24 protein-coding genes and 1 pseudogene are annotated in these 21,555 nt (G+C 62.5%); 18 read left to right on the forward strand and 7 right to left on the reverse strand.

The window, feature by feature from the left end:
• Positions 1-15 precede the first annotated feature (15 nt).
• From DB708_RS23105 to DB708_RS23130, 6 genes are read left to right on the forward strand one after another with little or no spacing between them, the layout of a single operon-like run.
• Positions 16-1,278: an MCE family protein gene (locus DB708_RS23105; RefSeq protein WP_108925804.1), complete on the forward strand. Its 1,263-nt coding sequence runs from the start codon at positions 16-18 to the stop codon at positions 1,276-1,278.
• The gene (locus tag DB708_RS23110) at positions 1,275-2,297 is read left to right on the forward strand and encodes an MCE family protein (protein WP_108925805.1); all 1,023 of its coding nucleotides are present in this window, start codon (positions 1,275-1,277) and stop codon (positions 2,295-2,297) included. Before DB708_RS23105 ends, DB708_RS23110 begins: the two co-directional genes overlap by 4 nt.
• Positions 2,297-3,415 carry an MCE family protein gene (locus DB708_RS23115; protein WP_108925806.1) on the forward strand — a complete coding sequence of 373 codons (1,119 nt, stop codon included), beginning with the start codon at positions 2,297-2,299 and terminating at the stop codon, positions 3,413-3,415. The genes DB708_RS23110 and DB708_RS23115 overlap by 1 nt, the downstream gene beginning before the upstream one ends.
• Positions 3,412-4,830 carry an MCE family protein gene (locus tag DB708_RS23120; protein ID WP_108925807.1) on the forward strand — a complete coding sequence of 473 codons (1,419 nt, stop codon included), beginning with the start codon at positions 3,412-3,414 and terminating at the stop codon, positions 4,828-4,830. Before DB708_RS23115 ends, DB708_RS23120 begins: the two co-directional genes overlap by 4 nt.
• A complete protein-coding gene (locus DB708_RS23125; protein ID WP_108925808.1) occupies positions 4,827-6,104 on the forward strand; it encodes an MCE family protein in 1,278 nt (425 codons plus the stop codon). Before DB708_RS23120 ends, DB708_RS23125 begins: the two co-directional genes overlap by 4 nt.
• Positions 6,105-7,829 carry an MCE family protein gene (locus DB708_RS23130; protein ID WP_108925809.1) on the forward strand — a complete coding sequence of 575 codons (1,725 nt, stop codon included), beginning with the start codon at positions 6,105-6,107 and terminating at the stop codon, positions 7,827-7,829.
• Positions 7,830-7,874: 45 nt separating this feature from the next.
• Here the strand turns inward: DB708_RS23130 and DB708_RS23135 are convergent, their stop codons facing one another.
• From DB708_RS23135 to DB708_RS23145, 3 genes and pseudogenes are all read right to left on the reverse strand, one after another.
• Positions 7,875-8,396: an Rv2253/PknI dimerization domain-containing protein gene (locus tag DB708_RS23135; RefSeq protein WP_108925868.1), complete on the reverse strand. Its 522-nt coding sequence runs from the start codon at positions 8,394-8,396 to the stop codon at positions 7,875-7,877.
• Positions 8,397-8,519: 123 nt separating this feature from the next.
• A pseudogene (locus DB708_RS23140) lies at positions 8,520-9,162 on the reverse strand (hypothetical protein).
• Positions 9,159-9,959, reverse strand: a complete 801-nt coding sequence (locus tag DB708_RS23145) for a hypothetical protein (protein WP_108925810.1) — start codon at positions 9,957-9,959, stop codon at positions 9,159-9,161. Before DB708_RS23145 ends, DB708_RS23140 begins: the two are co-directional and overlap by 4 nt.
• A 215-nt stretch (positions 9,960-10,174) precedes the next feature.
• On the opposite strand from DB708_RS23145, the gene DB708_RS23150 reads away from it, so the two are divergent.
• Together DB708_RS23150 and DB708_RS23155 are read left to right on the forward strand one after the other, a co-directional pair.
• On the forward strand, positions 10,175-10,564 hold the full coding sequence (locus DB708_RS23150; protein WP_108925811.1) for a hypothetical protein: 390 nt from the start codon (positions 10,175-10,177) through the stop codon (positions 10,562-10,564).
• Positions 10,565-10,697: 133 nt separating this feature from the next.
• A complete protein-coding gene (locus DB708_RS23155; protein WP_108925869.1) occupies positions 10,698-10,985 on the forward strand; it encodes a hypothetical protein in 288 nt (95 codons plus the stop codon).
• 31 nt (positions 10,986-11,016) lie between these two features.
• Here the strand turns inward: DB708_RS23155 and DB708_RS23160 are convergent, their stop codons facing one another.
• Positions 11,017-11,628, reverse strand: a complete 612-nt coding sequence (locus DB708_RS23160) for a TetR/AcrR family transcriptional regulator (protein ID WP_108925812.1) — start codon at positions 11,626-11,628, stop codon at positions 11,017-11,019.
• Between the two features lie 103 nt (positions 11,629-11,731).
• Between DB708_RS23160 and DB708_RS23165 the strand changes: the two genes are divergently transcribed.
• The 4 genes from DB708_RS23165 to DB708_RS23180 are packed head-to-tail and all read left to right on the forward strand — an operon-like array spanning position 11,732 to position 14,189.
• On the forward strand, positions 11,732-12,517 hold the full coding sequence (locus DB708_RS23165) for a hypothetical protein (RefSeq protein ID WP_108925813.1): 786 nt from the start codon (positions 11,732-11,734) through the stop codon (positions 12,515-12,517).
• Positions 12,514-13,329: a hypothetical protein gene (locus tag DB708_RS23170; protein WP_108925814.1), complete on the forward strand. Its 816-nt coding sequence runs from the start codon at positions 12,514-12,516 to the stop codon at positions 13,327-13,329. The genes DB708_RS23165 and DB708_RS23170 overlap by 4 nt, the downstream gene beginning before the upstream one ends.
• Positions 13,326-13,904, forward strand: a complete 579-nt coding sequence (locus tag DB708_RS23175) for a cytochrome c oxidase subunit 3 family protein (RefSeq protein WP_108925815.1) — start codon at positions 13,326-13,328, stop codon at positions 13,902-13,904. The genes DB708_RS23170 and DB708_RS23175 overlap by 4 nt, the downstream gene beginning before the upstream one ends.
• A 3-nt stretch (positions 13,905-13,907) precedes the next feature.
• Positions 13,908-14,189 (forward strand): cytochrome C oxidase subunit IV family protein, encoded by a 282-nt coding sequence (locus DB708_RS23180; RefSeq protein WP_108925816.1) that lies wholly within the window; start codon positions 13,908-13,910, stop codon positions 14,187-14,189.
• A gap of 17 nt (positions 14,190-14,206) precedes the next feature.
• Here DB708_RS23180 and DB708_RS23185 read toward each other — a convergent pair whose 3' ends face one another.
• Positions 14,207-15,502, reverse strand: coding sequence for a cytochrome P450 (locus tag DB708_RS23185; RefSeq protein ID WP_108925817.1), 1,296 nt, complete (start codon positions 15,500-15,502; stop codon positions 14,207-14,209).
• 186 nt (positions 15,503-15,688) lie between these two features.
• Here DB708_RS23185 and DB708_RS23190 point away from each other — a divergent pair, with 186 nt between their 5' ends.
• A complete protein-coding gene (locus tag DB708_RS23190; RefSeq protein WP_108925818.1) occupies positions 15,689-16,390 on the forward strand; it encodes a TetR/AcrR family transcriptional regulator in 702 nt (233 codons plus the stop codon).
• Here DB708_RS23190 and DB708_RS23195 read toward each other — a convergent pair.
• Together DB708_RS23195 and DB708_RS23200 are read right to left on the reverse strand one after the other, a co-directional pair.
• Entirely contained in the window at positions 16,306-16,680 is a 375-nt protein-coding gene (locus DB708_RS23195) for a hypothetical protein (protein WP_108925870.1), read from the reverse strand. The genes DB708_RS23190 and DB708_RS23195 overlap by 85 nt on opposite strands.
• Before the next feature lie 71 nt (positions 16,681-16,751).
• Complete coding sequence (locus tag DB708_RS23200) at positions 16,752-17,495, reverse strand: enoyl-CoA hydratase/isomerase family protein (RefSeq protein ID WP_108925819.1); 744 nt, start codon at positions 17,493-17,495, stop codon at positions 16,752-16,754.
• Positions 17,496-17,603: 108 nt separating this feature from the next.
• Here DB708_RS23200 and DB708_RS23205 point away from each other — a divergent pair, with 108 nt between their 5' ends.
• The 5 genes from DB708_RS23205 (at position 17,604) to DB708_RS23225 (ending at position 21,548) form a co-directional block, all read left to right on the forward strand.
• The gene (locus tag DB708_RS23205) at positions 17,604-18,023 is read left to right on the forward strand and encodes a lipoprotein LpqH (RefSeq protein WP_108925871.1); all 420 of its coding nucleotides are present in this window, start codon (positions 17,604-17,606) and stop codon (positions 18,021-18,023) included.
• Between the two features lie 88 nt (positions 18,024-18,111).
• On the forward strand, positions 18,112-19,302 hold the full coding sequence (locus DB708_RS23210) for an amidohydrolase family protein (RefSeq protein ID WP_108925820.1): 1,191 nt from the start codon (positions 18,112-18,114) through the stop codon (positions 19,300-19,302).
• A 32-nt stretch (positions 19,303-19,334) separates the two neighbouring features.
• A complete protein-coding gene (locus tag DB708_RS23215; RefSeq protein ID WP_235616912.1) occupies positions 19,335-20,738 on the forward strand; it encodes a FadD3 family acyl-CoA ligase in 1,404 nt (467 codons plus the stop codon).
• On the forward strand, positions 20,735-21,358 hold the full coding sequence (locus tag DB708_RS23220; protein ID WP_108925822.1) for a fatty-acid--CoA ligase: 624 nt from the start codon (positions 20,735-20,737) through the stop codon (positions 21,356-21,358). The genes DB708_RS23215 and DB708_RS23220 overlap by 4 nt, the downstream gene beginning before the upstream one ends.
• A gap of 16 nt (positions 21,359-21,374) precedes the next feature.
• Positions 21,375-21,548: a (2Fe-2S)-binding protein gene (locus DB708_RS23225; RefSeq protein ID WP_108925823.1), complete on the forward strand. Its 174-nt coding sequence runs from the start codon at positions 21,375-21,377 to the stop codon at positions 21,546-21,548.
• Positions 21,549-21,555 lie beyond the last annotated feature (7 nt).

Consider the following 21,555-nt stretch of genomic DNA (forward strand, 5'->3'; position numbering starts at 1 on the left):
GGAGGTGCAAAGGCAATGACACAGAATGTGCCAGCGGGTCGCGGCGCGACAGCCGGCCGACCCCCGCGCGCCGGCCATGCCCGTCCACCGGCCGGACAGAATTACCTGCCGCCCCTGCTCGGACTGATCACCGTCATCAGCATCTGCTTGATTTTCGCGTTGGCCATTTGTTTGTTCCAGGGCTCCTTCACCGAAAGCGTGCCGGTGACCGTGATTTCGCAACGAGCCGGCCTGGTGATGAACCCTGACGCCAAGGTCAAGATGCGCGGTGTGCAGGTGGGCAAGGTCGCCTCAATCGATCCGCTGCCTGACGGCAAAGCGGCCATTCACTTGGCGATGGACCCATCGCAAATGCACTTCATTCCCAGCAATGTGCTCGTCGATATCGCGTCGTCGACGGTGTTCGGTGCCAAGTCGATCCTGCTGGTGGAACCCGACCAACCCTCGGCGCAACGGCTACGTAGTGGCCAGACGCTGCAGGGGCAGCATGTCATGGTCGAAATCAACACGGTGTTCCAGCAATTGGTCTCGGTTCTGAGCGCGATCGACCCGCCGAAGCTCAACGAGTCACTCGGTGCGCTGGCACAAGCGTTCAGTGGGCGGGGCGCAAAGCTTGGCCAAGCCCTGAGCGACCTGGATTCGTTTCTGGCCAGGCTGGAGCCGAGCCTTCCCGCATTCCGTCATGACCTCACGGTCCTGCCTGCGGTGGCCGACGCCTATGCCGACGCGGCACCGAACCTGGTGAAGACCGCCTCCAACGCAACTCGGATCAGCAAGTCGATTGTCGACGAGCAGCACAACCTGGACGCATTGCTGATCAGCGCGATCGGCTTGGCCGACATCGGCAACGACGTCTTGTCGGCGAACCGCCAACCGCTGACGGATGTCATGCATCTGCTGGCGCCGACCACCGATCTGCTCAACGAGTACGGCCCGGCACTCACTTGCGCTTTCGCCGGGCTCATCCAGCTTGGGCACGGGGCGCCGTTGTCGGAACCGAGCATCAACATCTCGGCGAGCCTCACGTTGGGCGCCGAACGCTATCGGTACCCGACGAACTTGCCCAAGGTTGCGGCGACGGGCGGCCCCCGGTGTGTCGGTCTGCCGAAGCTGCCGTTCAACACGAACCCGCCGCAACTGATCACCGATATCGGCGCGAACCCGGTGGGATACGGAAACCAACAGACGTTGCTCAACTCCGACCTGCTCAAGCAACTGTTGTACGGGCCGATCGAAGGCCCACCACGCAACCCCGCTCAGATCGGACAACCGGGATGAGAACACGCGCCACGCTGATAAAGTTTGCGGCCTTTGCGGTTGTGATGGCGATCCTTACTGCCTTCTTGTTCTTCATCTTCGGCCAGTACCGGACCGGTTCGACGACCGGCTATTCGGCAGTGTTCACCGACGTGTCGCGCCTCAAGCCGGGTCAGTCGGTGCGGGTCGCCGGGATCCGGGTGGGCACGGTCGATAGCGTTTCACTGCAGCCGGACAAGAAGGTTGTGGTGAAGTTCGACGCCGACCGCAACGTTGTTCTCACCGAGGGCACCAGGGCGGCGGTCCGCTACCTGAACCTGGTGGGCGATCGCTACCTGGAACTCATCGATGGTCCGGGCTCGACCAAGAAGATGCCGGACGGTGGACAGATTCCCGTCAACCGCACCCAGCCGGCGCTTGACCTCGACCTGTTGCTCGGCGGGCTGAAACCCGTCACCCAAGGCCTGAATGCGCGCGACGTGAACGCGTTGACCTCGGGATTGTTACAGGTCTTCCAGGGGCAAGGTGGGACTCTCGAGTCCCTGTTCGCCAAGACGACGTCGTTTTCGAATGCCTTGGCGGACAACGATCAAACCGTGCAGCAACTGATCGACAATCTCAACACCGTGGTCGGTACGGTTTCCAAGGACGGCAAAGATTTCTCCGGCGCGATCGATCGCCTCGAGCAACTTGTCAGCGGGCTGTCGAATGACCGTGACACCATCGGGTCCGCGATTGACGCCCTGGACCGGGGGACCGCCTCGCTGGCAGACCTGTTGTCCAGTGCGCGGCCGCCGCTGTCCCGCACCATAGCCGAGTTGAATCGTTTGGCGCCGATACTCGATGGCGACAAGGATCGTCTCGAAGCCGCAATCCAAAAGGCGCCCAAGAACTACCGCAAGCTGGTCCGACTCGGCGCAAACGGTGCGACGATTCCGTACTACCTGTGTCAGTTGGAGCTGCGCGGCACTGATCTTCAAGGAAAGACGGTGCACTCCAATATCTTTAGGTCAGATGCGGGAAGGTGCACGGAGCCCTAATGCTTAAGTATCGCGGAGGTGGGCGGGTAAAGGCCGGGTTCATCGGGGTCGTCCTCGCTGTGCTGGTCATCCTGGTCGGATTGTCGCCCGATCGGTTCGTTTCCTGGGCGACGATGGTCAGGTACCAGGCGCTGTTTTCCGAGGCCGGCGGCATCGCGGCCGGCAACCCCGTAATTGTGTCGGGGATGAAGGTCGGCACGGTGTCGGATGTGGCACTGCAGCACGGCGATGCCCTGGTGACGTTCACGACGAAGGGCAACGTCCTGCTCGGGTCGGAGACCACCGCGCATATCCGCACCGGCTCGCTGCTGGGCGAGCGGATGCTTACGTTGGAGTCCGCCGGTGGCGGCACGATGCACCCGATGACGCTTATTCCCCTCTCGCGTACGTCCTCGCCTTATTCGTTGACGGAAGCGGTCAGCGACCTGACATCGGACACCGCGGGAACCAACACCACCGCGCTGAATCAGTCGTTGGACACGCTGTCGGCGACGCTCGACCAACTCGCACCCCAAATGGGTCCGGCCTTCGACGCGCTCAGCCGGTTGTCCCGCACTCTCAACAGTCGCAACAAGAGCCTGGGCGACCTCTTCAAGAGTGCGGGCGACGTCACCGGGATCCTTTCCGAACGCAGCCAGCAGGTCAACAAGCTGATCCTCAACTCCGGCTCGCTGCTCCAAGTTCTGGTGGCGCGGCGACAAGAGATCGTGGACTTGCTGGCCAATACGTCGGTTGTGGCCAAGCAGTTGACCGCATTGGTGCACGACAACGAAGCCACATTGGCGCCGACTCTCGAGAAGCTTAATTCGGTGACAGCGATGCTGGAAAAGAACCGGGACAGCATTGCCAAATCACTGGAAGGTCTCAAAAAATTTGAGATCACGGTCGGTGAGGGCATCTCGAGCATGTACGCCTACTCGGCGTTCGTCCCGAACTTCCTTGCCCCGCAACTCTTTCAGCCGTTGTTCGACTACCTCTGGGGATTCCGCACCTTCGATACTTCTCGCGGTCCCGGCTTCCCGTCGCCGGTACCGCGGTCGCTGACCCCATGGCCGTACAACGCTATTCCAATGTGCCCTGGCTGCACTTTGGGTGGACGGATCGGAGGGTCGCAATGATCGCCCGGGTGCCGCGCGGCAGGCTCGCGGCCGCAGCTGCGGTTGTCCTGGTCGTGCTGATCGTTGCCGGCGTGGCCGTGGTGGTTCGCAACGCGTTCTTCGGGCAGAAGACGATTACGGCCTATTTCACCACCGCCACCGCGATCTATCCCAATGACGAGGTGCGGGTATCGGGTGTCAAAGTCGGCAACATCGAATCCATTCAGCCGCAGGGCACCCAGGCCAAGATGACCCTCAAAGTCGATCGCGACGTGCCCATTCCGGCGGATGCGAAGGCGGTAGTGGTCGCCCCGAATCTGGTGGCGGCCCGCTACGTTCAGCTCTCACCGGCCTATCGCGATAAGGGACCGGTCATGCACGATGGCGCCGTGATACCGGTCGAACGGACCGCGGTGCCGGTCGAGTGGGACGAGGTCAAAACCCAATTGATGCGGCTGGCAACGGATTTGGGACCCAAGAGTGGAGTATCGGGCACATCCGTCGGCCATTTCATCGACAGTGCCGCCAACGCGCTCGACGGTAATGGCGACAAGCTGCGGCAAACACTCGGTCAATTGTCAGGCGTGGCGCGGATCCTCGCCAACGGCAGCGGCAACATCGTCGACATCATCAAAAACCTGCAGACCTTCGTCGGCGCGCTACGTGACAGCAACGTCCAGATCGTGCAGTTCAACGACCGACTGGCCACACTCACCAGCGTGGTCAACGACAGCAAATCCGATCTGGACGCGGCACTGACCGACCTGTCGACGGCGGTCGGCGAGGTGCAGCGATTCATTGCCGGCAGTCGCAACCAGACCAGCGAGCAGATCGCCAGATTGGCCGACGTCACGCAGACCCTGGTCGATCACCACATGGCGGTGGAAAACATCTTGCACGGCGCTCCGAATGCGCTCGGCAACTTCTTCAACGACTACAACGCGGACACCGGAACCATCGTGGGAGGGTTCGGATTGATGAACTTCGCGAATCCCACCTGGGGCGGCCAGGTTTTGATGTCCATTCCGGGCTGCGACCAAATCGGCGCGATCGAGAACGTCACCGCGGTCGAATCGGGCAAGCTGTGCGCTCTGTTTATGGGTCCCGGATTGCGACTACTCAACTTCAATAACTCGCCACTGCCGATCAACTTTATTCTGCAGAAGTCCATGGACCCATCCAAGATCCTTTACACCGAACCGCGCTTGGCACCCGGCGGCGAGGGCCCGAAGCCCGGACCGCCGGAGATCCCGCCCTCGGTGTCGGCCTACACCGGCCTGCCTGGTGATCCGGTGGGACCACCGGGGGCCGTGCCACCGGCGCGGATCCCGGGTGCGGCGATGCCGCTGCCGCCGCCACCGTCGACACCGATGCCGCCACCGCCGGCGCCGAGTGCGTCCGAGATGCTGCTGCCGGCAGACGGGCCACAGCAATGATCGCCCGTGTTTCGATTCGGCGGGTCTTCGCAACCGGCTGTTGCGTGGTGTTCACGGCGTCGGGATGCGCGTTCCATGGGCTGAACTCACTGCCACTGCCCGGTGCGGTCGGACGCGGGCCGGGGGCCAACATCTACCACGTCGAACTGCCGAATGTCGGGACGATGGAGTCGAATTCGCCGGTGATGATCGACGACGTCGTCGTCGGCAGTGTCGGCACGATGCGGGTGCAAGGCTGGCACGCCGACGTCGAGATCTCGGTCAAGCGCGATGTCGTCGTTCCGGCCAACGTGGTAGCCAGCGTCGGTCAGACCAGCCTGTTGGGCTCGATGCATGTGGAGCTCAATACACCGCTCGGCCAGCAGGGCAGCGGACGGCTGCAGCCCGGTGCCACCATCCCGCTGAGCCGGTCGACCGCCTACCCGTCGACCGAGCAGACCCTGTCGTCGCTGGGCGCGGTCGTCAACGGCGGGGGACTGGGACAGATTGGGGAGGTCATCCACAACTTCTCCGCCGCTCTGTCCGGGCATGAGGGCGCCGCGCGTGATCTTATTACTCGCCTCGACACGTTCGTCGGAACACTCGATGATCAGCGTGACAACCTCGTCAACTCGATCCAGGCGCTGAATCGTCTTGCCGGCACCTTCGCCGACCAACGCGACGTTGTCACCGAGGCGCTGCGCAAGATTCCGCCCGCGCTCGAGGTGCTGGTCAAGGAGCGGCCGCGGCTGACCGAGGCCCTGGACCACCTTCGCGTGTTCAGTAACACCGCCACCCGGTTGGCCAACGATGCTCAGGACGATCTGGTGAGGAACCTCAAGAACCTAGAGCCGGCCATCAAGGCGCTCGCCGACGTCGGGCCGGAGTTCGGCATGGCGATCGCGGCGGGGTTCGTGTTCCCGTTCACCCAGAACTTCGTCGACCGAGCAGTTCGAGGCGACTACTTCAACCTGCATGTCGATTTGGACATATCGATTCCACGACTCAAGAAGGGACTCCTGCTGGGGACCCACTGGGGCCAGCTGGACATGCCAACGGTGCCGGAGCCCGGGGATCCGTATCGCATGAATTACACACTCGATCCACTGCATAACCCGTTGAGGCCACCGTGGGTCGATCCCAATGCGCTTCCGTTGCCCCCGCCGCCAAACGGGGTCCCGCTGCCGGGGCCGTCATCGGGGTACGGGCCCCTGCCCGGGCCGGCATCGACACCCGACGCGGGTCTCGGTCAAACGCAGTCACCGGCAACGGCACCGACGGAAGGTGGCGGATAGATGCTGACGCGCTTCGTTCGGCTCCAGTTGGCGATCTTCACGATCGTCGGGACCCTTGGCGTGATCGCGATGGTCATCTTCTACATCCAAGCGCCGACCCTGCTTGGCATCGGCCGGATGACGGTGACGCTGGAGCTGCCGGCTACCGGCGGCCTGTACCAATTCTCCAATGTGACCTACCGGGGTGTTCAACTCGGCAAGGTCACGTCAGTGGGTTTGACGCCGACCGGAGCGAAAGCGACACTCTCCCTTAACACTTCACCCAAGGTTCCCGCAGACCTGACGGCGGAGGTGTTGAGTGTCTCCGCGGTGGGTGAACAGTATGTGGACCTACGGCCCAAAACCGATTCGGCACCGTACCTGCACGACGGCTCGGTTATCGCCGCCCGCAACACGACGATTCCACAGGCCGTCGGGCCGATGCTCGAGCAGCTCAATGCCTTGGTCGGCAGCATCCCGAAGACCAAACTTGGCCAATTGCTGGACGAGACTTTCCAGGGCTTCAACGGTTCCGGTTACGACCTGGGCTCACTGATCGATTCCTCGGAGACACTGTCCCGCGACTCCAACAGCGTCGTCGATCGCACCAAAGCCCTTACCGAAGACACTGGGCCGCTGTTGGATACGCAAGCACGCACCACCGAATCGATTCGGACGTGGGCGCGTAGCTTCGCCGGGATTTCGGATGTGTTGGTGGACAACGATTCCCACTTTCGTACAGTGTTGGAAAAGGGGCCTGGGGCTGCGGACGAAGCGTCCGGGCTTCTCGAACAAATCAAACCGACGCTGCCAGTGCTGCTCGCCAACTTGACCACCATCGGGCAGATCGGCGTCACTTACCACCCCTCGATCGAGCAGGTGCTGGTATTGCTGCCATCGGCGGTTGCCATCGAGCTGGCCGCTACTGGCGAAAACCATCCCGACGGAAAGGCGATGGGCGACTTCGCACTTACGGTCGATGATCCGCCGATCTGCACGGTTGGCTTCATGCCGCCCAACACATGGCGGTCCCCGGACGACCTCAGCGACATCGATACGCCAGATGGGTTGTATTGCAAACTCCCGCAGGATTCACCAATGGCGGTGCGCGGGGCGCGAAATTATCCCTGCATGGGTCACCCGGGTAAGCGCGCGCCTACCGTCGAAATCTGTAACAGCGACAAGCCGTTCATGCCCCTGGCGATGCGCCAGCACACTCTCGGTCCTTATCCACTGGATCCGAATCTGCTCTCCCAGGGTGTACCGCCCGACGACCGGACTACCGCCGACAACCGAATCTTCGGCCCGGTCGGCGGAACGCCGCTACCGCCGGGGGCGGTGCCGCGTGGCACACCGGCGGGGCCGCGGGGAGCAAGTCCGCCACCGGACGCGGTTGGGGCAGCGGTACCCCCGGTGCCGTCGGGACCGAGACTGGCACCCATTTCGCCAATGTCGGCTGACGTTCCGGCTTTTGCCCCACTCGACGTCCCTGCACCGGGAGAGCTTCCGGCGCCACCCCCGCCACCCGCTGCCCCGACACCACCGGATCAGGCCGATGGTGCACGGCCCCAGACGGCGCCAAGTGCGTTCCGCGGCAATGCATCTAAACCCGCGCCGTCGATCGTGGTGGCAAAGTACGATCCGCGCACCGGTCGTTATGTCGGTCCGGATGGGAAGTTGTACCAGCAGTCGGATCTCGCGACTTCGAATGCTCCCAAGACGTGGAAGGACATGCTTCCTACCTGACGCATGCCCTGAAACGGTGCAGGCCGCGAAGCTACAACTGCCTGACTAGGAGAGTCGATCCAGGCGCAACGGCATCGCGATATCAAGCCACTGGTTTTGCCCGCAGGCACCACTCGGTCCGACCGTCTTGTCCTTGCCGGACAAGGTCGGCGATCCGATTTGAAATCCACCATTCTCGTTCACTGGGTAGAAAAAGAAAGTCTGCTGTCCGGAGAACGCTGTACCGTCTTCGCACCGCTCCCAATTCGGCACCTCGCGTTTCACCTTCCACATCTCCCCATCATTCAAATATATGGGCGCGCTCCAGCCCTGGTCGCTCTTCACCGTGCCGTGGCATTCCTGGAATGTTTCGCACGTCGAACTGATGGTCCATGTTTGGTAGACCGTCGGCTCGCCGAAGTATTGGTCATTCCTCTGGGCATAATCGCCAATGGATGTGACGCGGAAAGTCCCGTTGATGGCCACCTCTTCCTTGGTTGTCGCTTGGGCCGGCGAGGCCGTTTCCAAACCGCCGAATACGGTGGCGGCCACCAAGGTTGCCGTGGTGAGTGCTTTTGCTGAACGCATCAGGTACTCCTCGAAGCGCATAATCCGACAGTGCCTCTGGCAGCTTTTCGCCATCGGTTGCGGCGTTCTCAAGCGATGACGTTACACCGCTTGGGCCCGTCAGGTAACGGGTTGGAACTGCACTCATGCGACCGGGTCGAATTTCGCGATCAGCCAGGAACCATTGACCTTTGTCAGCGTGACCAGGACGGCGCTCTGCGCCTTCTCGGGATCTTTCTTTCGAACGCTTGCGGTGGTCTGGTCGACGAAAACCAGCACGACGGCCGAATCTGGACGCAAATCCGAGACTGCGGCCCGAATCACTTTAGCGGTCGCTGTCAATTGCCCCTGCTGTGCCGTCGGTGCGACGACACCTTCGGTGAATTTGTTGTAGTAGGTCAGAAAATCGCCGGTGAGATGCGATTTCGCGTTGTTGAAATCGCGATTTAAATGGTCGTAAGAATAGGACAACACCGCCACGGCGCCATCCGATGCCGCCTGGATTGCCCGGTGTGCCGCCGCATCGCCAACTTGCTGATCGGGCCGGTAGAGAATGAAGTACACACCGGCAGCGACTATCGCAGTGGCGACGACGAATGTTGTCGCGACAATTGAACGCCACCTTGCCAACCAGCGGCGGAACCCAGCGGCGGACCGCTGCAAACCGGCGTGAGCGTGCCGATCCCTCGTCAGCGGGTGGATGTCCTTGTTCGTCGCCGGGCGGAATTTCCAGTCCGTCGCTTGCTGCTTCGGGGCTGTCCAACGACGAGTCGCGCTCGACAATCATGACAGGAAATCAACTTTCGACATTTTAAGCTGACCGCCCTCGCGGTCCATATTGACGTTGAGTCGAAACAAGGCCGGTGGTGGTTTGGCGTTATCCGGCCCGAAGGGAGCGGTTTTCACCGCTACGAGCACGACTCCAGAATTTTCGCTCAACGACTCGACGGCGACCGCTTCCACGGTGACATTGCTGCCGACCTTCGACTCCTCGGCCTTCTTGACTATCAGGAGTGACAGCACCGAAAGCTGGTTCTTCTGGTCACCTGTCGAGGTATCGATCATCCGCTGGACGCTCTCCTTGGCATGATCGGGGTCAATCGACATCAGCGCCGAGACCGCTTGGCGGGCGGCTGCGGTGAACTCCGCGGCGAGCTGCCGATTATGTACGGCGGTGTGGTGCTGCCACACCATGTAACCGCTCGCGCCGAGAGAAGCCGAGGCGACCACGATCCCGGCACCAACAGCTATTGCTTTCCGCCCTGGGCGGCGGAGCCACCGCGGACGCCCGGGACGACGCGGCAACCGTAGCCGTCTCCGGATCGACTTTGCGGTGTGCTGCTTGGCATCTCGAGACTCTGCGTCGTCCGCGTCCTCGGTTTCGGCAGCCCGGCGCAGCCCTACGACACGTGCCCTGGCCGCGTCGGCGCGCGCCTCAGCCTCGACAACTTCGTCTGGTGTGTCCGTTTCTGATGTGCGCGCTGCGGCGTCCGCATCGACCCCTGAACGCGACTGTGGTTCATCGGAATTCACATTCGTCGGGTCACCACAATCGTCGGCGTCGGGCCCTTCCGGATTGTGCACGGAGAGGCAGCTTATCACTTTGGCCTGAGCCTCAAGGCCGTCATCGGGCAGCTGCCTTCATGGCTCTTACATGCGGAAATGGTCGCTCGTCGGGCAACGGCGCGCAGTAGCGTTTCGCGGGTCGTGGCACAGGCCGATTTTCGTGCGTAGGGGATGTTCTCCAACCAGGAGAATTTTCTTTTCAGGTGTGGCAAAGTGATCGAGTGCGATTAATCGTGGCCCTATTTGCCGCGTTGCTCGGCGTCGGTGTGCTGGCGGCGGCGCCGTCCTTCGCGGGGCCGACAGTCTGCGACTACCCCGATTGCACACCCGGCATCATGCCGCATCAGGTCCTCGGGGCACCGTGTGACAACACCACCTACTACGCCTTTGGTGTCACGGATGGTTATGTCTCCTTCGGCTCGCAGCCCGGACGGCTGATGTTCTGCGGTTCGCCGAGGAGATATCAGCCGCGATGGTTTCGGTCACCTCCCATGGCGGGAGTCAAGGAAGAAAACGCCAGCTGCCAGAATTACCAGAACTACGTCGCGCAGTCGCCTGATGGCCTGTTCCTGATCTGTTTTGCCCACGACGGCATACTGAGCTGGATCCGCGCGGACACGTAGCCTTCACGGGGGCGACATTAGGGAGCCGATCGCGATGCAGAACTTTGATTTCAGCAGCGGCCAACGGGTTACTGGCCCGAGCTGTCGAGGCCGTTCCAGCTATGGCGTTGCGGGGGTCGGCAAGGCCATTGCCATGGTGCTCATCGCCCCGATCATGCTGATGGGGGCAGCGTATGCGCATGCTGAGTCTGGCCTCGACGGCTACGCTCGATGCGTCGGCGGCGATACCAAGCCCCCACCGCCGGGGGTAAGTGCGGAAGTTTGGTTTCCGAGCGTTCACGTGATTACGAACGATTTCGATTCTGGTATTCCCTCTGCCCAAATAATTCAGATTTTAGTGGGTATGGGCGTCAAGCCGAGCGATGCTGCTACCCGAGTGCAGTGTTTTCTCGCCAACCAGCCCCGCGGCGAAGGGCATTGACGCGGTCAGGAAGCTGACCCAGTTATTTCCTTCAGCTGGATGGCTTGGGCGTTTCTCGATGCAAGCCGAGCAGGCGCCGGATCATGTCGGTGAGTCGTGCGAGCAATGTGTCGTCGTCGATATCGGCGACCAGCGGGTGCATCACCGCGGTGCTGATCGCGCCGGAGAACATCGCCGCCTCGATCCGGCCGTCCAGCCCGGCATCGCTGAGCAGAGCCTGATACAGCCGGTCCATAAAGCGTTGCAGCGGCGCGTGTTCGGCCAGCAGCCGAACCACGACGGGATCGAACTGCAGCGTCCGGACCAACCGGCGGTCGCGGACCGCCATTTCCACGACGCGTTCCAACAGCAGATCCCGGGCTTGCGGGCCGTTGCCGTGCGCCTCGGCTTCCTCGAGCGCTGGAAGCAGCCGCCCGAGCTCGCGCTCGGTGACCGCGATAACAATCTGGTCCTTGGTCCGGAATTGGTGGTACACGGCAGCTTTCGTGATCCCGACGGTGTCGGCGATCATCTGCAGCGACGTACCGCTGACACCGTGGTCCGCGAATAGGTCGAGCGCGGCATCGAGGACCCGCGTTCGAGCAGGGCTGTAGTGAACAACTCTCAGCTCCCCGTCGCTGGCCGGCTGTTGCGCTGTTCCCACGCAACGAGACTAGACGATGGCTATTGACCAAGGCTAGCCGAACGGCTAGCTTCGGTGACGAGCCGGTTGTAGCCAAGTGATTTCGTGCTGAAGGGAGTCACCGATGTCCGACATCGGCGGGGGCGGTACCGCAGATCAGGAATCCCCACGAACGGCGCCGCGACGCGTCGACGGCGAGGTCATTCTGCTGTGGACGTTGCCCGTCACGGTGATCCTCTGGATCGCCGGCTTCCTTCTGTTTCCGGGCTTCAATCCGCCGATGTCACCGTCGATGCCGGCGGAGCAGGTTGCCGCGTTCTTTTCCGATCCGGCGCACATCCCGGAGATCCGGTACAGCATGATCGTGTTCAATTGGTTCGGCGTATGCCTGATTCCGATCTTGGCCCTGATCGTGCTGCAGATCCGGCGGATGGCACATCGGACGCCGATCTTCTCCTACGCGATGCTGGGTTGCGTGGCCGGCGGTCCGACCCTGTTCCTGGTCGCCAACGTGTGCTGGCTGCTGGCGGCGTTCCGTCCGGAGCGCAGTCCCGAGCTGACCCAGCTGCTCAACGATTTCGGCTGGATCACCTTCACCATCCTGGTCCCGTTTCTGATCGGGCAAAGTGTGATCCTTGCCGTGGCAATCTATTTCGATGACCAGCCGCAGCCGATATTCAGCCGTTGGGTGGCTCGCTTCAACCTTCTCGTGGCGGCCGCGTTGGTGCCCGCGGCGTTTGTCGGCGTGTCCTTGACCGGTCCGCTGGCGTGGGACGGCTTCCTGTCGTTCTGGGTGAAGAATGTTGCGATCGGCGTCTGGATCATCGTGATGGGCGTTGTGTTGGGGCGGGTCGTTTATCGCGAGCGTGCCGAGAATCCCGGGCGCCCAGACGAATTGGCCGACTTATGAGCGCGGTGATGACGCCGCCGACGTCCCCGGCCACGCCGCCTTCGGGCCCGCTGCATCGGCGAATCGGCTGGCACCTGCGGCACAACCCCAAGCGTGAACTCTGGTTGGCGTGGTGGGCGCTTCTGGTGTTCTACAACCTTTTCTTTCCGGTGTTCTTCATCGTCGCGCAAGTCCAGCCGCCGCCGGAGCCCACCTGGGACCTCGTGACGCAGGTGCACTGGTTCCAAGAGCGCCACCTCGGGATACCCCTTGGTTTCGGCGTCATCTTTGCGATCAGCGGCATCATCGCGACCAACAATGCCCTGATCGCGTATTCGATGCGGCGCATGTCGGTGAGCCGTGCATTCGGGTATTCGTATCTGATCATTTACTCGCTCAGTGCGGTTCCCGGCATGCTGCTGCTCAACATCGCGCTGATCGTCGGGACGCTGCGACCAGAGCGCAACCCCGAATTGATCGGTTGGCTTTACGACTTCGCCTTCTTGTCCTTCGACGGAACCATGGGGGTCTTTCTGATCGGTTCGCTGATCTGGATGGTCGCGATTTTGCTCGACAAGAATCGAGTGTTCCCAAAGTGGTTCGGCTATCTCAACCTATGCAACGCGCTGACCGAGGTCGTGGTGGCGCCCTGCTGGATCTTCCGGCGTGGTGTATTTGCCTGGGACGGTGAGATTGCATGGTGGCTGGACATGGTCGTGTTCGGCATCTACCAAGTCACGTTTGTTGTCATGCTGTTTCAGATGATCCGCCGCGAAGACTTCGGCACCGGGCCGCTGCCGGACCCGCCGCGCAAAAAGGCTGTGGCGCAATGACGGACCTTACCGAAAAGACCAAACGAGCCAGGGCTGTGCCGGGGCAACCGGACATGTGGGCCTTCGTTTTGTTCGAAACACTGGTATTCACGGGGTATTTCGGCTTCTATCTGTTCTTTCGAGCCCAAAATCCCGAGCTGTTCTTGCACGCCCAGGCGCACCTGGACCTGCGGATCGGCGTCTTCAACACCCTAGTCTTGCTGCTGAGCTCGTGGTCGGTGGCGCGGTGTGTCCAGTCAGCCCGCGCCGGCGCCTACCGGGCGGCGCTGCGGGACGTCTTCATCACGGCCGGATTCGCCGCGGTGTTCCTGTTCTTCAAGGTGTTTGAGTGGGCGCGGCTGGTCCACACGGGCAACGGGTTCGACAGCAATGACTTCTTCACCTACTACTTCTTCCTGACCGGGATCCACTTCGTTCACCTGCTGATAGGCTTCGTCGTCCTCGGCATCATCGTGTACCAACTCCGAAGTCCGGCGCGGCGCTCCCAGGAACTTGTCGAAACCGCCGCAACGTATTGGCACACCGTCGATTTCCTATGGGTGCTCATCTTTGCGCTGTTGTACGTGGTGAGGTGAGCAGTGAAATTCAACAAGAGCCTGTTGTTGGTCTGGGTCATCCTGGCCGCACTGACGTTGGCTTATTTGTGGATAGACCACTCGGTCGACGGGTCGATGAAATCCAGTGCGGTGGTGACGTCGATGGTCATCGTGATTGCACTTATCAAGGTGCGCATCATCTTTCGAGAGTTCATGGAGGTGCGAAGCGCTCCGGCTCTGCTCTGCCGGCTAACCGACGCCTGGGTGGTGGTGATGGCCGTCGCGATGCTCAGCTGCTATTTCGTCGGAATGCAGATCCGCTAGTCCGAGCCCGCAAGCGGTCAGCCCACGGGTGCGACCGCATCCGCGGTTGTGAACGACAGATGCAGCTCGCTCAAACCCCGCAAGATATAGGTCGGCTCGTAGGTGTAACGACGCTCGGAGGCCGGCCCGTGGTGGGCTTCGTTGATCTCGATGTGCGGCATCCGGTCCAGGATGCGTTCGATGGAGACGCGGCCCTCCACGCGCGCGAGCGGTCCACCGGGGCAGGAGTGCACCCCGCGGGCAAACGCCATGTGCTCGCGAACGTTCTTGCGGCGGACATCGAACTCGTGCGGGTTCTCGAACCGGCGTGGATCGCGATTCGCCGCCCCCGGCAGGACCATCACCACGGTCCCGGCGGGTAGGTCGACACCACCGATGTTGGTGTCCCGCACGACCAATCGTGAGTCGCTTTTGACCGGGCTCTCCATGCGCAGTGATTCTTCGATGAACCCGGGAATCAGGCTCCGGTCGTCGCGAATCTGTTGCTGTATCTCGGGCCGGTCGCCCAGGGCTTGCAGGGCGGCGCTCAGCAATTTGGCCGTGGTCTCCTGGCCGGCGGCGAAAAGGAACGTGGCCGAACGGACCACGTCGATCACCTCGGGGGTGGAACCGTCCGGATACTTCGCTTCCGCCAGGAAAGTCAGTACGTCGCCGCGTGGCTCGTGCCGCCGGGCTTCGATGTAGTTGCAGAACTTCTCGTCGAGCCACTCGAGCGGGTTGATGCCGACCGACTCGTGGTCCAGGGCACCCACCCGTGCCTCGGGCCGGTCGGCGCCCAAGACGACGCGGAACTCCTTGTGGTCGTCCTCGGGGACGCCGAGCAGGTCGGCGATCACCAACGTGGCGAACGGCTTGGAGTATTCGGCGATGAACTCGCACTCGCCGTTGTGCAGGAACTCGTCAAGCTGGCGGTCGGCCAGCCGCCACATGAACTCCTCGTTCTGCTTCAGCCGGCTCGGGGTCAACAGCTTGCTGAGCACCGAGCGGGCCTTGGTGTGGTCCGGGGGGTCCATGGTGACCATGTGCTCGTTCATCGGAAAGTAGCTGCGGTGCTCGTTGATCAGGGCGCTGATGTCGCCGCCGTCGGTCTGGAACGGCAGCGGGGGGAACGGCCCGCCCAGCGCGACGATGTTGGAGAACGTTTCCGGGTCCTTGTAGATCTCGGTGGCTTCCGCGTAGCCGGTGATCGCGACGACCCCATAGTGCGGCAACCGCAGCACCGGGTTTTGGCTGCGTAGGTAGTCGAAATAGGGGTGCGGATCTGGGACCAGAGACTGATCGGTGAAGAAGTCGATCGAGTCGTAGTTGCTCATCGGATTGTGTCTCCCTGGGCTGGGTTTACCGGTGATGTCCGGCGGCATGCGGTACCGCCGCCCGATTTCGAGAATCTGCTGAGCACCTGCTTAGCACGGCAGTAATGTCGTGGTCAAGGACACGACGCCGTGCCGCGCTAGGATTCCCGTGGTTGGCAGGCGAGCGCGGACAGGACGGAGAGCGGCATGACATCGGCCCGCAGGATCGGTGCGCCCGACGCCAAGAACCGCGGCCTGCTGCTCGACGCTGCCGAACAGTTGATGATCGAAGAGGGCTACGCCGCTGTCACCTCGCGCCGACTGGCCAACAAGGCGGGGCTGAAACCTCAGCTGGTGCACTATTACTTCCGCACCATGGAGGAGCTGTTCCTCGAGGTCTTCCGCCGCCGCGGTGAAGAATCGCTCGAGGTGCACGCGCAGCTGATGAAGTCAGCGCAGCCGCTGTGGGCGGTGTGGCGATTCGGCACCGATCCCGCATTCACGCGCATTTCCATGGAATTCATGGCGCTGGCCAATCACCGCAAGGAGATGCGGGCCGAAATCGCATATTACGCAGAACGATTCCGCGAGGAGCAACGCCAAGCGGTGACGACCGCGCTACAGGAATATGGCGTGGCCTCCGAAGAGATGCCGCCGGTGGTGGTCGCCGTGCTGATGTCCAGCCTGTCGAGATTCCTGGTGCTCGAGCAGGCGGTCGGTATCTCCTCCGGTCACGCCGAAACCGTGGAACTAGTCGAAAGTCACTTGCGTCGCCTGGAAGGCGAACCGCAACCCATCGAGGGTGTCCCGCCGACCTGGGTGGTTCACCAGTTCCGCAGCGAGCAAAGCACGCCTTTGAGGCCATCCTTGGATACGACGACGGCTCCGTCCACCGCCAGAACACAGTGAAGCCCCGGCGTGCCGGGCTCGGTACCCGTGCTCGCCACGACCATCGCGTAGTCGTCGGGGTTCGACATGTCCAGATCGAAGGTCCACGGCTTACCGGGGGCGAGATCGACGTCGATGTGCGGTGTGAATGAGTAAGGGTTGTGGCTGTATTCGGAGAATCTTGCCGGCTGGTGGTCCAGGTAATAAATATCGGTGTAGATCGGATTCTCAGCGGTGACGGCGTACTTGACGTGATGCATGATCGGCCCGGCAGTTGGGTCGGCATGAGCCCGTCCGGGGCTCACAACCAAACCCGCGCCCGCCAACAGCCCCGCCACGGTCATCGCCGATCCGATGCCTAGTAGTTTCTTCACGCTGGTACTCATGTCGCTCCTCCGGCCGGGCGCGGCTTAGCGTTTCGGTTCATTACCTGCTCTGCGGCCTGCCAATGGGCATCGGCAACCCACAAACGTGCAAAGGATGCTATCGCCTCATCAGGTGAAACGCCGCTGATTAGTCGTTTTATCTCCGCGGCCGGCTGGCGGGCCAGTGAGGTGGCAAGCGAACGCCAGCCCTCCTCGAAGGAGGCGCGCGGCAACACCACGTCCACCAACCCCATCCGCTCGGCCTCGGCGGCGTCAACGGTTTTCCCACTGCCCGCGAGCAGCAAGGCTTTGCTCTTTCCGACCAGGGCTGCCAGTCTCTCGGCACCGCCCCAAGCCGGCATGATTTCCAGCGTCACCTGATTGAACGCAATCTTGATGTCGCTTGCGGCAACCCGGATGTCGGCGGCAACAGCCACTTCGGCACCACCGCCGAAGGCGTGGCCGTTGAGCGCGGCGATCACCGGTGCGGGAAAGTTCGCCAGTTGATCGCAGATGGTCCGCATCCGCTTTGCCATTGCGGCAGCGTCCTCAACGGTGCGCAGCGCGCTGAGCTCCTTGAGGTCGCCGCCCGACACGAATGCCCGGTCGCCGGCACCCCTGATCACCAGGGCATGGGCGCCCGTTGCCGCATCGAGTGCCTTCTCCAACTGGTCCATGGTGTCGAGCGCGATCGCGTTGCGCGCGTGGGGACGGTCGATCGTGAGTACCGCCAACCCATTGTCGAGCTCCAAATCCAGCATGCGTATTTGCTCCTCGAAGAGCCGTCGATATTGGCATTCTCGTGCGGCGAGAATAACATCATCGCTGCAGGCTGAATGGGTTTGCTCATCAAGGATAGAGGTGGCCCGGTGCAGAACCGAATCGTCGCGGCGACCGCTGCGGTGCTTGCCGTGGCCGGCGTCGGGGCCTGCACATCGCGGCCAAGCCAAATCGCCAGCACGGCATCGGTGGCCGTCAACGGCAACGACGCGAACTTCCACGTCGTGAAGTGCAGCCAATTGGGGTGGACTCGGACGATCGACATCGGCGGCAACTTTGCCGGAGCCAAGGTGATTATCGACGAGGGGGCGCAACCGGCGACAGCCCAGTCTGTGCGCATCCAGAATCTTGGTGGGTTCACCGGGATGTACTCCCGGGGCGGCAGTAGCAGCGCCGACATGAGCATGACTGGGGACAAATTCACGATCACCGGCACCGCCAACGGTTTCAAAACCGACAAGCCGAATGAAGCGGTGTCTGCCGAATTCAAAATCATCGCCACCTGCTGACCGCGGGGTGCCGTCCACCGACAGGGGGCATGTTGCGGCGACCGCCTTCGAGAGAATAGTATTCTCGCAAATTGCGAAGGAGGATCTCATGGGTCAACTGTCTCACCGGGAAGACGTCCCGTTTCCAATCTTTGACGCCGATAACCACCTCTACGAGCCGCCGGAGGCGCTGACCAAGTTCCTGCCCAAGGCGTACAAGGACTACGTCCAGTACGTGCAGATCAACGGTCGGACGAAAATCGCGATCCGCGGCCAGATCAGCAACTACATTCCCAACCCGACCTTCGAGGTCGTCGCCCGGCCGGGTGCTTGGGAGGAGTACTTCAAGTACGGCAACCCGGAGGGCAAGAGCAAGCGCGAGCTGTTCGGTGAGCCGATGCGCGCGATCCCGGCGTTCTTCGAGCCCGGCCCGCGCCTCGAGGTGATGAACGAGCTGGGTCTGGACCGCACCCTGATGTTCCCAACGCTGGCCAGCCTGCTCGAGGAGCGGCTGTCCGACGACCCGCTCGCCATCCACGTCCTGGTTCACGCGCTGAACGAATGGCTCGACGAGGTCTGGGGCTTCAACTACCAGAACCGGATCTTCACCACCCCGGTCATCACCCTGCCGATCGTCGAGAAGGCGATCGAGGAGCTGGAGTGGGCGGTCAAGCGTGGGGCGCGTTGCATCCTGGTCCGCCCGGCGCCGGTCCCCGGCTTCCGTGGCCCGCGATCCTTCGCACTGCCCGAGTTCGATCCGTTCTGGGAGCGGGTCGTCGAGTACGACGTGCTGGTCGGCATGCACTCCAGCGACAGCGGCTACTCCCGGTACACCTCGGAGTGGGACGGCGCCAGCGCAGAGATGCTGCCGTTCCAGACCAACGCGATGGGCATCCTCAACGAATGGCGGCCGATCCAGGACTCGGTGGGATCGTGGGTGATTCACGGCGCGCTCTACCGCCACCCCAAGCTGAAGGTGGCGATCGTCGAGGCGGGTTCGAAGTGGATGACGCCGCTGCTGGACGGCCTGGCCGAGGTCTTCCGCAAAGCCCCGGAAGCCTTCCCGAGCGATCCGGTCGAGATGGTCAAGAGCCGCATCCACGTCAGCCCGTTCTTCGAGGACGGCATCGACGATCTGGTCAACCTCGTCGGTGTGGATCAGGTGTTGTACGGCTCGGACTGGCCGCACCCGGAAGGGCTGGCGGAGCCGACCTTCTACATCAATGCGCTGTCGCACCTGTCGGCCGACGACCAGGCGAAGATCATGGGCGGTAACCTCGCCCGGCTCGTCACGGTGTGACACGCACCCCACTCTGGGAGACCATCCCCGAGATGGTCTTGAGCGCGGCGGATCGCTTCGGCGACGCGGAAGCAGTCGTCGACGGTCCGCTGCGCTTTACCTTTGTCGAACTTGTCGGACGAATCCGTTGCGCCGCAGGCGCATTCGCAGAACTCGGTATCGATAAGGGTGACCGGGTCGCCATCTGGGCGCCCAACTCCGCGGAGTGGATCGTCGCGGCTTTCGGCTTGCTCACCGCGGGCGGGGTGCTGGTGCCGGTCAATACGCGGTTCAAGACCGGAGAAGCGGGCGACATCATCGCCCGAAGTGAAGTAAAGGCCGTCCTGGTTCAGAAGGGATTTCTGGGCCAGGACTACACCGTGGTCGCGGGGACGCCGGTCATCGATCTGAAGTCCGACTTCCTTTCCAGCGGTTCCCCGTTCGAGCGGCCGGTGAGCGGCGGCGACATTTCGGACATCATCTTCACCTCGGGCACCACCGGCCGCCCGAAGGGCGCGATGATGAATCATCGCCAAACGCTGCGAATGTACGAGGAGTGGGCGACGCTGGCGGATCTGCGCCGGGGTGACCGCTACTTGCAGATCAATCCGTATTTCCACACGTTCGGCCTCAAAGCGGGACTCATCACGTCATTCCTGCGCGGCGCGACGATGCTGCCGGTGACGGTGTTTGACGTCGATACAGTCGTGGAACTCAGTGCGCGCGAACGCATCACGATGCTGCCCGGGCCGCCGACGTTGTACCACTCGTTGCTCACGGTGGGGGACAAGTCCAAGCTGTGGACGTTGCGGGCCGGCGTGACCGGCGCCGCCGACATTCCTGTCGAGCTGGTCCGTCGTATCCATGACGAACTGCCATTCCAGACGCTGATGACCGGTTACGGGCTCACCGAGGCCGGCAACGTCACGCTGTCCCTGCCCGGCGATTCTTTCGAGGATGTCGCTACCACGGCGGGCGTGCCGTGTGAGGGCGTTGAGGTGCGCATCGCCGATGACGGTGAGGTGCTGGCCCGCGGTTACGGCGTAATGCAGGGCTACCTGGACGACCCCGCGGCCACCGCTGAGGCGATCGACGGCGACGGCTGGCTGCACACCGGAGACCTGGGAGAATTCACCGAGACGGGGCGCCTGCGCGTCGTCGGCCGCAAAAAGGACATGTTCATCGTGGGCGGCTTCAACGCCTACCCGGCCGAGATCGAGGGCTTCTTGCTGAGCCATCCGGCCGTCGCGCAGGCGGCAGTGATCGGCGTTCCCGACGAGCGACTCGGGCAGGTGGGCAAGGCGTTCGTCGTTCTCAACGGTGTGGCCGCCGCCGACGAATTGATCGACTGGTGCCGCGATCGCATGGCCGGATTCAAGGTGCCGCGCGCGGTACAGTTCCTTGATTCACTTCCACTCAACGCGACGGGAAAGGTGATGAAGGACCAACTTCGATGAACAACGGTGAGATTCATTCGATGGTGATCGCGTCGGACTATCGTTTGCCCGACCCGTCCCGGGTGAAGCCCTTCCTTGAGCACAACAAGAAGGCACTCTCCGATATCGGAGCGCACCACGTTCTGGTCTACACGTCGACGCATGACTACGGCCGCGTGCTGGTGATGATCGGCGTGCACAGTCGTGAGCCGATTGTGGAATTGCTGCGATCGCGGGTTTTCTTCGACTGGTTCGACGAGGCGGGTGTCGAGGACATCCCCGCGGTGTTCGCCGGAGAGATCATCGACAGATTCGTCCCGGCGCCCCTGTCGTCTTCAGCGGTTCCCGGGGTCGTGGTGGCCGCCATCGCATCGGTCGCCGATGTGCCGGCACTGATCGCGGGCGTTGACTCGGCGATGGACAGGTTTACCGCGGCGGGCATCCGAAAGACCTGGGTATTCCGGGCTTTCGACGACAATCACGAGGTATTGATCCTGCAGGAGTTCCCCGACGAGGAGAGCGCGCGGGAGTGGATCGAACACCCTGACGCTGCCGCCCAATGGATGTCGGGCGCGGGAGTGGGGCCTTACCCGCCGCTGTTCGTCGGTCAGTTCTCCGACATCATGCGCATCGAGAGTTAATTGAGCCGAGCGCTCGATGTTCGTCTGCCTGTGTAACGGAGTCACCAGCCAGGCGGTCATCGACGCGATCAACGCCGGGGCCTCGACAACAAAGGCGGTCGCCCACGCCTGCGGGGCAGGCGCCGACTGCGGACGTTGTCGGCAAACCGTCCAGGCGATACTCAAATCGTCGAAGCCAGACCCGGCCTAGGCCTGAT

The organism is Mycobacterium montefiorense (genome assembly GCF_003112775.1).
GTDB classification, from domain to species: domain Bacteria; phylum Actinomycetota; class Actinomycetes; order Mycobacteriales; family Mycobacteriaceae; genus Mycobacterium; species Mycobacterium montefiorense.